This window comes from Telluria antibiotica (assembly GCF_011682055.1).
GTDB lineage: Bacteria > Pseudomonadota > Gammaproteobacteria > Burkholderiales > Burkholderiaceae_D > Telluria > Telluria antibiotica.
This window is the reverse complement of sequence record NZ_JAAQOM010000003.1, coordinates 212340-226040: the sequence shown is the minus strand read 5'-3', so window position 1 is coordinate 226040 and position 13701 is coordinate 212340. Positions and strand designations below refer to the sequence as shown.

The 13701-nt window shown below is 64.9% G+C and carries 14 protein-coding genes; 3 read left to right on the top strand and 11 right to left on the bottom strand.

Annotated features, from left to right (window positions below; translation table 11 throughout):
* Positions 1 to 17: 17 nt before the first annotated feature.
* Positions 18 to 1199: an acyltransferase family protein gene (locus tag HAV22_RS06265; RefSeq protein WP_166857682.1), complete on the top strand. Its 1182-nt coding sequence runs from the start codon at positions 18 to 20 to the stop codon at positions 1197 to 1199.
* An 81-nt stretch (positions 1200 to 1280) separates the two neighbouring features.
* On the opposite strand, the gene HAV22_RS06260 is transcribed toward HAV22_RS06265, so the two are convergent.
* From HAV22_RS06260 to HAV22_RS06245, 4 genes are all read right to left on the bottom strand, one after another.
* Complete coding sequence (locus tag HAV22_RS06260) at positions 1281 to 1901, bottom strand: DVUA0089 family protein (RefSeq protein WP_166857680.1); 621 nt, start codon at positions 1899 to 1901, stop codon at positions 1281 to 1283.
* 194 nt (positions 1902 to 2095) lie between these two features.
* The gene (rtcA, locus tag HAV22_RS06255) at positions 2096 to 3139 is read right to left on the bottom strand and encodes an RNA 3'-terminal phosphate cyclase (RefSeq protein WP_166857678.1); all 1044 of its coding nucleotides are present in this window, start codon (positions 3137 to 3139) and stop codon (positions 2096 to 2098) included.
* An 11-nt stretch (positions 3140 to 3150) separates the two neighbouring features.
* Entirely contained in the window at positions 3151 to 4389 is a 1239-nt protein-coding gene (locus tag HAV22_RS06250; protein WP_166857676.1) for an RtcB family protein, read from the bottom strand.
* 26 nt (positions 4390 to 4415) lie between these two features.
* The gene (locus HAV22_RS06245) at positions 4416 to 4640 is read right to left on the bottom strand and encodes a hypothetical protein (protein ID WP_166857674.1); all 225 of its coding nucleotides are present in this window, start codon (positions 4638 to 4640) and stop codon (positions 4416 to 4418) included.
* A gap of 188 nt (positions 4641 to 4828) precedes the next feature.
* Here HAV22_RS06245 and rtcR point away from each other — a divergent pair, with 188 nt between their 5' ends.
* Positions 4829 to 6430, top strand: a complete 1602-nt coding sequence (rtcR, locus tag HAV22_RS06240) for an RNA repair transcriptional activator RtcR (protein WP_166857672.1) — start codon at positions 4829 to 4831, stop codon at positions 6428 to 6430.
* Between the two features lie 123 nt (positions 6431 to 6553).
* A complete protein-coding gene (locus tag HAV22_RS06235) occupies positions 6554 to 7321 on the top strand; it encodes a GIN domain-containing protein (RefSeq protein ID WP_166857670.1) in 768 nt (255 codons plus the stop codon).
* A gap of 34 nt (positions 7322 to 7355) precedes the next feature.
* On the opposite strand, the gene HAV22_RS06230 is transcribed toward HAV22_RS06235, so the two are convergent.
* From HAV22_RS06230 to HAV22_RS06200, 7 genes are all read right to left on the bottom strand, one after another.
* Positions 7356 to 7679, bottom strand: coding sequence for a BON domain-containing protein (locus HAV22_RS06230; RefSeq protein WP_166857668.1), 324 nt, complete (start codon positions 7677 to 7679; stop codon positions 7356 to 7358).
* Between the two features lie 62 nt (positions 7680 to 7741).
* Positions 7742 to 8836, bottom strand: a complete 1095-nt coding sequence (locus HAV22_RS06225) for a LytR C-terminal domain-containing protein (RefSeq protein WP_166857665.1) — start codon at positions 8834 to 8836, stop codon at positions 7742 to 7744.
* A gap of 16 nt (positions 8837 to 8852) precedes the next feature.
* On the bottom strand, positions 8853 to 9794 hold the full coding sequence (locus HAV22_RS06220) for a type II secretion system F family protein (protein ID WP_166857663.1): 942 nt from the start codon (positions 9792 to 9794) through the stop codon (positions 8853 to 8855).
* A gap of 10 nt (positions 9795 to 9804) precedes the next feature.
* Positions 9805 to 10794 carry a type II secretion system F family protein gene (locus HAV22_RS06215; RefSeq protein WP_166857661.1) on the bottom strand — a complete coding sequence of 330 codons (990 nt, stop codon included), beginning with the start codon at positions 10792 to 10794 and terminating at the stop codon, positions 9805 to 9807.
* A gap of 27 nt (positions 10795 to 10821) precedes the next feature.
* Positions 10822 to 12165: a TadA family conjugal transfer-associated ATPase gene (locus HAV22_RS06210; protein WP_166857659.1), complete on the bottom strand. Its 1344-nt coding sequence runs from the start codon at positions 12163 to 12165 to the stop codon at positions 10822 to 10824.
* 18 nt (positions 12166 to 12183) lie between these two features.
* A complete protein-coding gene (locus tag HAV22_RS06205; protein ID WP_166857657.1) occupies positions 12184 to 13362 on the bottom strand; it encodes a CpaE/TadZ family protein in 1179 nt (392 codons plus the stop codon).
* Between the two features lie 46 nt (positions 13363 to 13408).
* Positions 13409 to 13693 carry a hypothetical protein gene (locus tag HAV22_RS06200; protein WP_229421109.1) on the bottom strand — a complete coding sequence of 95 codons (285 nt, stop codon included), beginning with the start codon at positions 13691 to 13693 and terminating at the stop codon, positions 13409 to 13411.
* Between the last annotated feature and the right edge of the window lie 8 nt (positions 13694 to 13701).

The window sequence follows — 13701 nt, the reverse complement described above, 5'->3', positions numbered from 1 at the left end:
ACTTTATTTCAACGCTGATGAACCGATCACTGTCCTCCTACCTCAACCTCTTGCGGTTCCTGGCTGCGCTGGCGGTGTATGTCTCTCATGCCGGTTACTTTACGAAAATGCGCATCCCTTACGTGGGGAATATGGGCAGCGAGGCGGTGTTCGTATTTTTCGTTCTGTCCGGGATGCTCATCACGTTCTCGGGCATGAAACAGCCCGACGGGTACGCGTTCCTCCGCGCGCGCCTCGTCAGATTATGGTCCGTCTGCTTGCCGGCGCTGGTGCTGACGATGGTATGGGACACGATAGGGCAATCCATCTCGCTGGACGCCTATTCGCCCATGCAGCCCTACAATATCTTCAAATGGGTCGCGTCGCTTGGCCTGAACGCCCTGTTCCTCAACCAGGTCTGGCATGCGAACATCTATCCGGGTACCAATGGGCCGTTCTGGTCGCTCTCCTACGAATTTTGGTACTACATGATTTTCGCTGCCGCAGTCTATTTCTCCGGCAAGAAAAAATACATCGCCATCGCCTGCGCTGCCGCGATCGCCGGCCCGGATATTCTGGTGGGACTCCCGATCTGGCTGCTGGGCTCCGCCATCCACTTTGCCGTGGCGCGCCGCGGTACGTCGGCTTTGGTCGGCTGGACGTTCTGGCTCGGCTCAATCGTTGCTGCCCTCGCATTTTCAGCATTCAATGCCGGTCCGGTACTTGCGGAGACCTTCCCGGGCATTGCGGCGGGTGCGAAATGGAAGGTGGGTTTCTGGCCGGCGAGCTACCTCATCGGCGTACTGGTCGCCATCAATATTTATGGATTCTCGCGCATTGCCGACCGCTTCCAGGCGGTACTGCAGCGCTTTGCATGGCCGATCCAGGTCGGTGCCGATATCAGTTTCGGGCTGTATTTGTTCCATTACCCGCTCATGTATTTCATCAAGGCGATTCTGTACGGCGCAAAGTTGACGAGCGGGCCCGTGTTCGTTGCCGCCATCTACCTCGTGCCATTCCTGGTCGCCGCATGGCTCGCGCTTCTGTGCGAGCGGCACAAGGGCTGGATCGGCAAGTTGATCGATCAAGTCCACAATGTGACCAGGCTAGGATCGTCGACACCTGTCAAGAATGACGTGGCGATCCCGCTCGACGATCTCCTGTTGCCGCCCCAGCCCTCGCCGAGCGTTGCTGCCGATGAAGAACGCCTTTCCGGATAAATCGGGATCTGAGCGATTGAAAAACAAAGGGGTTACGAGCACAAACTCGTAACCCCTTTGTGTTTGGCTGCTCAGCGCAGCTTAAGCACGCTTGCGGCGCAGCAGCCCGAGCGCACCGATGCCCAGCAGTGCCAGCGACGCCGGTTCCGGTACGTCCGCCGGCGGAACGACGACGGCCGAGTCGACGTTCAGGATGTCGAATGCCCAGTGCGCATCGCGCTTGTCACCAGCCACGTCGACGAAGCCGTTGCGGAAGTTCTGGTAGGCGACGCCGTCGCGATCGAACCCGTCCGACAGATGAGCACCCGCCGCGAAGTTGTCATATTGCTGGACCGTCACCGTGTACGTCCCAGCCGCCAGGTCAGTCGTGTATTTGACGTCGAAGCAACGGCCCGTCACGGCATCGCCTGCCACCACGCCGCATCCGGCGTCGTCCTGCTCGTAGAGCTTGTTGCCCGTCGAGTCGAACAGCCCCAGGATCGGATCGAATCCGCCGCGGGCGATCGTGTCGCCGTTCGCGTTCACGCCGCCGGCATACGACCAGCTGCGCAGGGTCACACTCGACGTGCTGCTCACCGTGAAGGTAAAGGCTTGCACGTCATTGTCATGGTTGAAGTTACCCGTGAAAGACAGGTCGGTCGCCTGGGCGCCGGTTGCGAATACGGTCAGCGCCAGCAAGGCGACAGCGGGTTTGAATCTCATTCTCGGTCCTAGTTCATGAAAAAGGTTTATCAAAAGTACCACGGGACCGAGGTTAGCAAGAGCTATGCCAGTAACAAAATGCCATTGATTTGTATGACAAAATAAGATTATGCACAATGAATGTAAATTTACTCGACATTCTTATGCATATCTGTAAATTGCTTGCATTAATATAAAGTTTTATAAGGAAATATCTATTGAACCGATGAGTTAGCCGTCGTCCGGCCCGTCACCGTGCAGCTGTCCACGCCATCGTGCCGTCCGAAGTGGAAACTCACTGGCAGGAACATCTCGATCACTTGAGCGTTGGTCCGCGCATGCATGGACACCTCGTCCAGCGTAAAGCCGCCGGCACCCGCCAGCGCGAGCGGCAGCATCATCTGGTCGGCGAGGTATTCGGCGAACGCGCCTTCCGACACGAGGTATTGGCGCGCACGCTGCACCACCTGGCGCGCCACCTGTTTGGATGACACGGATTTTTCGCCGAACGCCGTGAAGACCTCGGTCGCGTGCTCGTATTCAAGCGTCAGCATCAGCGCGTTGCCCGGCCCCTGGTCGGCCGGCAGGCCACGTATCAGCAGTTGATCGTCGCCCCAGTTCATCGACTTGCCGACGCATTCCAGCTCACGCTGCGCCACCCGCCCCGGCACGCCGGCCACGAACGCCTCGGCATAGGCGGCACGGCGCTCGCCGCGCGTCATCCACGTGCGCGGCAGCAGTCGCGCGCACGGTGCCACGCGTGCCTCGACGCCGCCGCCGCCGGCCGGATAAAAACCGAAGCGCTCGAGGCGGATGTCGATGTGCGCCCCCATCTCGGCCAGGCGCGGACACCAGGCGCGCTGCAGGAATTGCACCGGCGGCGCCATCGGGTTGTGCGTCCCGCCCGTCAGCGTCAATGTCGACGGCTTGTCCGCCGCCAGCAAGGCCGGCAGCACGGTCTGCAGCACCAGCGTGCAGCTGCCGGCCGTACCGATCGCGAACGCGTAGTCGCCCCCCTTCACGGGCCCCGGCAGGAACGTCAGGTCCTGACTGCCGAGCGCGGCCCCGGACGCGTCGCCGCCGCACACCCGCAGCGCCGCCTGCACGGCCACGAGGTGCTGGCGCATCAAGCCCGGCTTGGCGCGATTCGCGCGGATGTTCCGGATGCGGAACGGCTGCCCCGTGATCATGGCCAGCGTGAGCGCGCTGCGCAGGATCTGGCCGCCGCCTTCGCCGACGGCGCCATCCAGTTCGATCATGTGTTGTCCTTTCATCCCTTGACGCAGACGATCTGCTTCAACGTGTGCACGACTTCGACCAGGTCGCTCTGTGCCGCCATCACTGCGTCGATGTCCTTGTAGGCCATCGGGATCTCGTCGATCACGTCGGCATCCTTGCGGCATTCGACGCCTTCCGTGGCGCGCACCTGGTCCTCGACGGAGTAGCGGCGCTTGGCTTCCGTGCGGCTCATCGTACGGCCGGCGCCGTGGCTGCAGCTGTGGAAGCTGTCCGGATTCCCCTTGCCACGCACGATGAAGCTCTTCGCGCCCATCGAACCCGGAATGATACCCAGCTCACCCTCGCGCGCGGACACGGCGCCCTTGCGCGTCACCAGCACGTCCTTGCCGAAGTGGTGTTCCTTCTGCACGTAGTTGTGGTGGCAGTTCACCGCCTCCACGTGCGTCTCGAACGGCTTCGTGATGACCGTGCGCACGGCCGCGATCAGGTTCTGCATCATCACTTCGCGGTTCATGCGTGCGAACTTCTGGGCCCAGCCCACGGCTTCGACGTAGTCGTCGTAATGCTGCGTCCCTTCCGGCAGGTACGCCAGGTCCTGGTCCGGCAGGTTGATGAAGTGCGTCCGCATGTCCTGCTTGGCCAGTTCGATGAAATGCGAGCCGATCGCATTGCCGACACCGCGCGAGCCGGAGTGCAGCATGAACCACACGAAGCCCTGCTCGTCCAGGCAGATCTCGATGAAGTGGTTACCGCTGCCCAGCGTTCCCAGGTGCTTGTAATTGTTCGTGTTCTTCAACCGCGGGGTCTTGCGGCAGATGTCGTCGAACTCGTCCTTCAGCGTCATCCAGGCCTGGTCGACGGGCTGCGGCGGCGTATCCCACGATCCCTTGTCGCGGCCCTTGAAGCCGCGCGTCTTCGGCGACATCCCGTGCGGCACGGAGCGCTCGATGGCGCTGCGCAGCGGCCCCAGGTTGTCCGGCAGGTCGTTCGCGCTCAGCGTGGTCTTCGCGGCCATCATGCCGCAGCCGATGTCGACGCCGACGGCGGCCGGGATCACGGCGCCCAGCGTGGGGATCACGCTGCCGATCGTCGACCCCTTGCCCAGGTGGACGTCGGGCATCGCGGCCATGTGCTTGTAGATGAACGGCATGCGCGCCGTGTTGGCCAGCTGGCGTTTCGCCTCCTCTTCCACCGGGACGCCGCGCGTCCACATCTTGACGGGACGGCCGCCTTCCACGTTCAGCACATCGTAGTGTTCATGTTTCGCCATTTTCGTACTCTCTCTTTCGTATTCGTTCACGTGCCCACGAGCGTGGTCAGCACGTTTTGCCAGACGCGCCGCGCCTGCCAGGCCGGCACCGCACCGGCGACATCGGATGCGAGCGCGACGGCGTCCGGGTTCGCCGTCACCCGCGCCCTCACGCCGTGTGCGTCGAAGCTGACCGACAGCGTCTGCGGCCATCCATTTTTCGTTTTGCTGCCTCTTGCGCCGGCCGTGCCGACGCTGATCGTCCAACCCATCATCGTCTCCGTCCCTTTATCTCGCAATCGCTTCTTTTGCAATCGGCGTGCCAGGCAGCGCCGATCTGATTCCTGGCCTCGCAATTCATTGATTTACTTGTGTTTTTATCTCGTAGGCGAAAAACCGGCGTCTGCCTTGGCAAAAGCAAAACATGCTAGAGTTATCCAAATTTATAAGTCTTTATAAGATGGATAAGAAGAAAACCGTCGTGATCGGCTTCATCGGCACCCAGCTCGACAGCGGCACAGGGAGCGCACGCTGGGAAAAATGGCGGCCGACGGTGGCGTTGACGCAGCACGAAGACATCGTCATCGATCGCCTGGAACTGCTGTTCAACCGTGATCCCACGAGGCTGGTCGACCAGGTGACGCAAGACATCCGGACGGTATCGCCGGAAACGGAGATCGTGCCGCGCCAGATCGACATCGACGACCCATGGGATTTCGAACAGGTCTACGGCGCGCTGTTCGACTTCGCGCGCGCCTATCCCTTCGAGCCCGATCGGGAGGATTACTGGATCCTCATCACGACGGGCACGCACGTCGTCCAGATCTGCCTGTTCCTGATGACGGAGGCGCGCTATTTCCCGGGTAGCCTGCTGCAGACCTCGCCGCCGCGCCGCCACGCGCCCGGCGCGCCCGGTACGCTGGCGCTGATCGACCTCGACCTGTCGAAATACGACCAGATCGCGCGGCGCTTCTCGCGCGAGCAGCAAGATGCCGTCGCCTTCCTGAAATCCGGCATCGCGACGCGCAATGTGCGCTTCAACACGATGATCGACGAGATCGAACGCGTGGCCATCAAATCGCGTGCGCCGATCCTGTTGATGGGACCGACCGGCGCAGGCAAGTCGTTCCTCGCGCGCCGCTTGTACGAACTCAAAAAGACGCGCCGGCAAGTGGCCGGACGTTTTGTCGAAATCAACTGCGCCACCTTGCATGGCGACGGTGCCGGTTCCACGTTGTTCGGCCACGTCAAGGGCGCGTTCACCGGGGCGATGTCGGAACGCAGCGGCCTGCTGCGCACGGCCGACAAGGGCGTGCTGTTCCTGGACGAGATCGGCGAACTGGGCCTGGACGAACAGGCGATGCTGCTCAAGGCGATCGAGGAAAAACGCTTCCTGCCCGTCGGCGGCGACCACGAAGTCCACAGCGACTTCCAGCTGGTCGCCGGCACGAACCGCGACCTGGCGCGCGAAGTCGCGCACGGCCGCTTCCGCGAAGACCTATTCGCCAGGATCAATTTATGGACATATGAATTGCCGGGACTGATCGAACGCAGCGAGGACATCGAGCCGAACATCGAGTACCTGCTGCGCGAATTCGGCGCCGAACACGGGCACATGGTGCGCTTCAACAAGGAAGCGCGCGATCACTACATGCGTTTTGCGATGTCGCAGGACGCACGCTGGACGGGCAATTTCCGCGACCTGTCCGCGTCGATGACCCGGATGGCCACCCTGGCCGAATCCGGCCGTATCAACGATGCCATCGTCGCCGGCGAGATCGCGCGCCTGCGCCAACTGTGGCGGCCGTTCCACGATACCGTGGCGCAGCCGGCGGATCTGGATCAGGTGCTGGGGGCGGCCGCGGCCGCGCAGCTCGACCAGTTCGACGCGCTGCAGTTGCAGGCCGTCCTCGGCGTGTGCCGCCAGTCCGTGTCGCTGTCGGATGCGGGCCGCAAGCTGTTCGCCGTGTCGCGCACCGCCAAGCGCCAGCCGAACGATGCGGACCGCCTCAAGAAATACCTGGCGCGGTTCGGGCTGTCCTGGGACGACGTGCGCGGGTGACAGCGGGACGGCGCGGCGTTTTCGCGGCCTGTACCGCCAATGCTGCAATCCGTCGCAATCGCCGGGTTCCGTGCATGGCACTTGCCTATAGTGATTCCAACAGCACACCAACGGAGACCCGATATGAACAACCTGATCAAGAGCGCCGTCCTCGCCATCGCCCTGGCAATCGGCACGCATGCTGCGCTGGCTGACGACCTCGTCCGCGAAAACCGCCCCGTGGATGCGAGCGTATCGAAAGTGCGCCTGGGCGGCGTGATCCGCCTGAACCTGCACCAGGGATCGACGCCTTCGCTCGTCGTGTCCGGCGACAAGCGTTATGTCGCGAAGGTGACGACCACGCAGCGCGGCGATACGCTCGTCATCGACATGGAAAACAATACCCGTATGGATGGCAACAACAAGAGCGAGCTGCGCGCCGACCTCACCGTACCGAACCTGCAGGAATTCGTGTCGCAGGGCGTCGGCTCGAGCGACGTGTCCGGCTTCAGCGGCGACAAGCTGAAGCTGGCGCTGGACGGCGCCGGCGCCGTGCGCTTCACGGGACAGTATCGCGACGTCGATGCACGCCTGGGCGGTGTCGGCGGTCTCACGCTGAACCCCGGCCAGGCCGAGCGCATCGAGCTGCACCTGGGTGGCGCCGGCCATATCACCGTGGCCGGCCAGACGAAGCTATTGCGCGCGCAACTGGGCGGCGTCGGTGGCCTGGACGCTCAACAATTGCGCGCGGAAACGGTCGATCTGGACATGACCGGCCTCGGCGGTGCCAGCGTGTACGCGAAAACGGCGGCCAACGTGAACCTGAGCGGCATGGGCTCGGCCACCGTGTACGGCAAGCCGGCGACGCGCAATGCGACGACGAACGGCTTCGGCAAGGTCAGCTGGCAGTAAAGCGGTGCGCCGGCACGGCGCCGCCGTGCCGGCGTCAGCGGATCACCGTGTCGTTCTTGACCGATTTCACGCCCTTGACGTTGCGCGCGATTTCCACGGCCTTCTCGGCGGATTCACGGGAGTCGACGAACCCGCTCAGCTGCACCGTTCCCTTGAACGTTTCCACCTTGACCTGGGTCGCCTTGACGGTCGGGTCGGCAGCGAACGCGGCCTTCACCTTGCTGGTGATCAAGGAGTCGTCGATGTATTCGCCCGTGCCTTCGCGGGTCGGCGTCGGGGCGCAGGCGACGAGCGAGACCAGCAGCGAGGTCGCGAGAACAGACTGAGCAATAGCGGTCTGGAAACGAATGAGCTTCATGGCGCTTCTCCCGAGTTATCAAGAATTTTATTATTCCGAATTTCGGGACAGCCTGTCGCCCGCTACTGTTGTGGAATCGGCACGGTTCGCGCCAGGCCGTCGGCGCCGCCTGCCAGTGCGACGAGCAGCCCCGACGGCGGCTTGTCGCCGATGCGGTCCAGCGGCACGTCGTGGCCGATGACGAGGCGCACGTCTGCGCGCCCATCCATGCCGGCCTCGACCGGTTCGCCGGTCCCGACCTGCCGCGCCAGGCGTTCCGCCACCGTCCGGAAGGCCGGCTGGTATTCGACGCGCGTCCGGCGCACGCCGAACCCTTTTTCGTTGGTCAGGCGCACCACCGTGAGCCCGGCATCGCGCAACTGGCGCGCCACGCGGCGCGCGAGGCCCTGGCGGCCGTCGCCGTTGCTGATCTCCAGTCGGGCGACCGTCTCCGGCACGGACGGCCGGGCGATCGGCGCGGCCTCTTTCGACGGCACGCGACGCAGTTCGAGCATGCCGTCGTCCCTGCGGACCACCTCGACGACGGCCCATTCCTCGTCGGGTCGTTGGTCGGCCTTGACGGCCTGCTCGATGGCGGGCAGCCGCGTGCCGCCGTTCGCCGTCGCATAGTCGGCGCGGAAGTCGTGCGCACGCAAGGCCTCGGCCTGGCGCAGCATCTGCCGGCCGCGTTCTTCCTGGCCGAGTTTCAACAGGGTCTCGCCCAGGTATTGCCAGGCGCGCTGGTCCAGCGGATCGAGCAGGCAGGCCTTTTCGAGCGCGACCTGGGCCGCGTCAAAGTCGCCGCTGAGCAGGTAGGCATAACCCAGGTTGGCAAACAGGAAGGCGGCCGCGGGGCCGGACGCCATCGTGGCGTCGCGCGTGAGGTCGCGCCAGATCGGGATCGCACGGGCGAAATCGCGCTTCTCGGCGTACGCGATCGCCAGCCCGTTGCGCGCGTTGACGTGCGTGGCGTCGAGGCGCAGCGCGGCCTCGTAAGCGGCGATCGCATCGTCGTAGCGGCGCGCGAGGTACAGGTTGCGGCCGCGCAGGTAGTTGTCGTTCGCCGCGGAGAACGCCGGTCCGCCGGCGTCGGGCTGCGGCGGCGGACTGCTGCAGGCCAGCAGCAGCACGCCGCTGCACAACAGGGGCAAGGCGGACAACAGGATACGCGAGCGCATGGCAATCTCCGTCGAATCAGTTGGTACCGCCCAGGGCGGTGCCGAAGATCTTGGTGATCTGGATGCCGGCGGGGCCGAGCAGCACCATCAACAAGGTCGGGAAGATGCAAAAGACAAGAGGGAACAACAGTTTCAGGCCGATCTTGGCGGCCGCCTCTTCGGCCACCATGCGGCGCTTGGTGCGCAGCGTCTCCGAATACACGCGCAGGGCGTCGCCGATGCTCGTGCCGAAGCGCTCGGACTGGATCAGCATCGCAACGAGCGAATCGATGTCGTCCAGCCCGATACGCAGCGCGAAATTGCGCAGCGCCTTTTCCTTGCTGAAGCCGGCGCGCGTCTCCATCAGCACCAGCTGCAACTCCTGGCCCAGCGTCACGCTCTTGACGTGGATCTCGGCGGCGACCTTGACCAGCGCGCGCTCGAGGCTTAGGCCCGCCTCCACGCATACGGTCAGCAGATCGAGCGCATCGGGGATGTTCTCGAAGATCTCGCGCTTGCGGCGCTTGACGACGCGGTCGAGGATCACGTTCGGCAGGTAGTAGCCGCACGTCGCCGCGAACAGCAGCACGGCCATCGTCTCGAAGCCGGCGACGGTGGCGGGCACGAACGCCAGCACGAGGCCGACGAGCGCGGGCAGTCCCAGCGCAAGCGCCGTCTTCGATGCGAAGTACAACGTCGGCGCGGCCGGATTGCGCCAGCCGGCGTTCATGAAGCGGGTGCGCAGCGCCGATTTTTCCCAGCCCTCGTCCGGCACCGACAGCTTCGTCAGGGGCTTGGCCGCGCGCGCCACGCGTTCGACCCAGCTGCTGCGCTGCGCCTGGCCGTCGTCCGTGTGCCCCATGAAGCTGGCCAGCCGGGCGCGCAGCGCGGCGGGCGCGAACAGCACCGCCGCCAGCCACGCGAGGCAGCAGACCACCGCGAAGACGATCAACAGGAACAGCAGCTGTGCGCGAGTCATCGATGCCTCCTCAGATGCGGATGCGGATCATCCGCTTCAGCCAGATCACCCCGACGATGATCATCACGAGCGCGGTCCAGAGCAGCTTGACGCCGGCCGGATCGGTCCACAGGACCATGATGTACGTGGGATTCACGAGCACCAGCATGGCGCCCACGGCGAACGGCAGCAGCCCCAGGATCCAGGCGGACATGCGTCCTTCCGCCGACAGCACGCGGACCTGGGCCGCGAGCCGCAGGCGGCCGCGGATGATGTGGCTGATGTTGCTGAGGATTTCGGCCAGGTTGCCGCCCGTCTCGCGCTGGATCAGGATCGCGATGACGAGATAGCGCAGGTCGGTGAGCGGAATGCGCGACGCCATGTTGTGCAGCGCTTCGCCCAGCGGCACGCCGTAATTGATCTCCTCGCGCGCGATGCGGAACTCGCCGCTGAGCGGTTCCGGCAATTCGTTGCCGACGATTTGCAGCACGTTCGAGAACGAGTGGCCGGCACGCAGCGCGCGTGCGATGAAATCGGCGGCGTCGGGCAGTTGCTCCTCGATGCGCGCGAGGCGGCGCAGGCGTGCGCGGCGCACCAGCAGCAACGGCACGAAGGCACACAGCAGTACGAGCGCCACACGCACCAACACCGGCACCGGCAACGGCATCGGCCACTGCAGCACGAGATAGCCGGCCAAAACCGCGACGACGCCGGAGCACAGCAGGAAGTGCTCGACCGACCACCCCATGCCCGCCTGCACGAGCAGCCGGTCGATGCGGTGCGCGAAGCGGGCGCGCTGCAGCAGGCGCTCCGTCAGCGCGTGCCGGCCGAAGCGGCGCAGCTTCAGGATCGAGATGCGTTCGGCGTTCTTGCCCTGGTGTCCGGACATCAGCTGCAGCCGGCGCGCGATGCGCTGGGCACTGGCGCCGTGCGTGTTCACCCACCAGAGATACACGCCCTCGATACCGAGGATGATGGCGGCGAACAGGAAGACGATGAATCCGTAGAAGAGGATGTCCATGCGAGGCTTTCGCGGCGATTCCGCGGTTCAGGTGAAGACGCGGTCCGGGTCGAAGGTATCCTCGGGTACCGCCGCGCCGAACATCCGCAGGCGGTCGGCGAAACGCGGCCGCACGCCCGTCGCGCAGAAATGACCCTGCACCTTGCCGTCGGCGTCGATCCCCGTCTGCTCGAAACGGAAGATCTCCTGCATCGAAATGATCTCGCCTTCCATGCCCGTGATTTCCTGCATGCTGACGACCTTGCGCGTGCCGTCGGCCAGGCGCGAGGCCTGCAGGATCACCGTGATGGCGGACGCGATCTGCTGGCGGATGGCGCGCGGCGTCAGGCTCACGCCGGCCATGCCGACCATGTTTTCCAGGCGCGCGAGCGCGTCGCGCGGCGTGTTCGCGTGGATGGTGGCGAGCGAACCCTCGTGGCCCGTGTTCATGGCCTGCAGCATGTCCAGCGCTTCCGGTCCGCGCACCTCGCCCAGGATGATGCGGTCCGGGCGCATGCGCAGCGAGTTGCGCACGAGCGCGCGCTGCGTCACCTCGCCCTTGCCTTCGATGTTCGGCGGGCGCGTCTCGAGGCGCACGACGTGCGGCTGGCGCAGCTGCAGTTCGGCCGCGTCCTCGATTGTCACGATGCGCTCGTTACCCGGGATGAAGCCGGAGATCAGGTTCAGCATCGTCGTCTTGCCGCTGCCGGTGCCGCCCGAGATCAGGATGTTCACTTTCGCGAGGCCGAGGCTTTCGAGCACCTTGATCATCGGCGGCGTGACGCTTTTGTAGTCGAGCAGGTTCTGCACCGTGAGCGGCGAGGCGCCGAACCGCCGGATCGACACGAGCGGGCCGTCCACTGCGAGCGGCGGGATGATCGCGTTGACGCGCGAGCCGTCCGGCAGGCGCGCGTCGACCATCGGGCTCGATTCGTCCACGCGGCGGCCGACGCGCGAGACGATCTTCTCGATGATCTTCATGAGGTGCGCGTTGTCGTGGAACGAAACGTCGGTCAGCTCGAGGCGGCCGCGCCGCTCGACGTAGACCTTGTCATACGTGTTGACGAGGATGTCGGAGACGGTCGGGTCGTTCAGCAGGGGCTCCAGGGGACCGAAGCCGAGCATCTCGTGCTGGATGTCGAGCACCAGGTGATGGCGCTCCTGCTGGTTCAGCACGATCCGTTCTTCCTCGATGATGCGCTGGACCAGCAGCGCCAGCTCGTGCTTGAACTGTTCGCTCGTCAGGCGCTTCAGGCGCTCCAGGTCGATCCGGTCGAGGATCATCTGGTGCATCGTCTTCTTCAGCTCCGCGTAGGCTTGTTGCGCCGCGGCCGGTACCGGCTGGTATTGGCGCTCCTCGTCCGTCACGGACAGGCGTTCGCGCAGGGACATGGGTGGCTCCTTGAACAATCAATCGTCTTCGCCGCGCCCGAACAGGCGGTCGAACAGGCCCTTGGCCTCGGGAATGCGGCGCGACGTCACTACTTCGACGAGATCGGCCAGGCTGCGCGCGGCGGCGCTCGTGCGTGCCAGCTGCAGCACGGGTATGCCCTGGTTGACGGAGTCGGTGACGGCGATGTAGTCGTTGGGGACGGTGTGCAGCACTTCCGCTCCCAGCGCCGCATGCAGATCCTGCAGGCGCAGCTTGCCGCCCTTTTCGTAGCGGTTGACGATCAGGCGGATATGGTCGGTCACGTAGCCGAGCGAGCGGAAGATGTCGAGCAGGCGGCGCGCGTCGCGGATGTCCGGCAACGCGAGCTGCAGCACCGGGTAGATCGCGTCGGTGCTGTCGAGCGCGCGCAGCGACACCGCGTCGATCTGGCGGCCGACGTCGAGCAGGATGTAGTCGTAGTACTGGCGCGCCACGCGCAGGATCGTGTCGATGTGTTCGGGCTTGGCCTCGACGTTCTGGCCCGGATCGTCGGCCGCCGCCAGCACGCCGAATCCGGGCGCCACGTGCACGAGGCAGGACTCAAGGAACGGCCCGTCGATGCGGGCGATCTGCTGGCACACGTCGGACAGGGTCATGGCCGGCTTCTGGTCCGACACGTACAGCGTGGCGTCGCCGAACTGGCGGTGCAGGTCGATCAGCAAGACCTTCTTGTCCGCCAGCGTGGCCAGCGCGTAGCCGAAATTGGTGGAGATGAACGTGGCGCCGCTGCCGCCCTTGCAGGCGATGAAAGCGAGTATCTTCCCGTCGCGCAGCGCGGCCACGCCGGCGCTGGCCGCGATGCGGTCGATCGCCTCGTGCAGCGCGCGATGCACCAGCGGCAGTTGCAGCACTTCGCGCACCCCTGCGCGCATGGCGCGGATCAACAGGTCGGGGTGGTGATTGTCGGTCAACAGCATGAAATGCGCCGCCGAATAATGGCGGGTCAGGCGCTCCAGCAGGTCACCGTCGGCGGCATCGGCATCGGCGTCGCTGATGTCGACGATGATCAGGCTCGGGCTGTCGGACAGCGGGCGTTCCAGCGCATCGCGCAGGCTGGCGCGGCTGGCGGCGACGTTCAGTGGCGGCACGCGCGCCGCGCCTTGGGAGGCGATCTCCGCGTAAAGCTGGGTGTCGCGGCTGATCAGGAGGGCTTTCATCGTGGTCCTTGGGACGGCAATCGGGATGTTCAGGGCGGACGGTGCGTCAGTTGCTGCCTGCTCCACTGATGACGAGCGGCCTGACGGGTTTTTCCGGTTCCTTGAACGAATTCTGGTAGCGCTCGTGGGCAATGGCGGCGGCGGCACCGTCCATGCCGGCCGCCGGATTCGTGTTCGCCGCGGCGGCCGGATCGAGTACCTGCGCCGCCACGTTGGCGCGCACGGACTGGCCGAAGTGTTCGTTGAAGCGCGGCGTCGTGCTGCATCCGCACAGCAGCATGCCCGCCAGCGCCGCGCACGCCATTCCCTTGCATGGGGTCGTGATGGCCATCGCTCTCT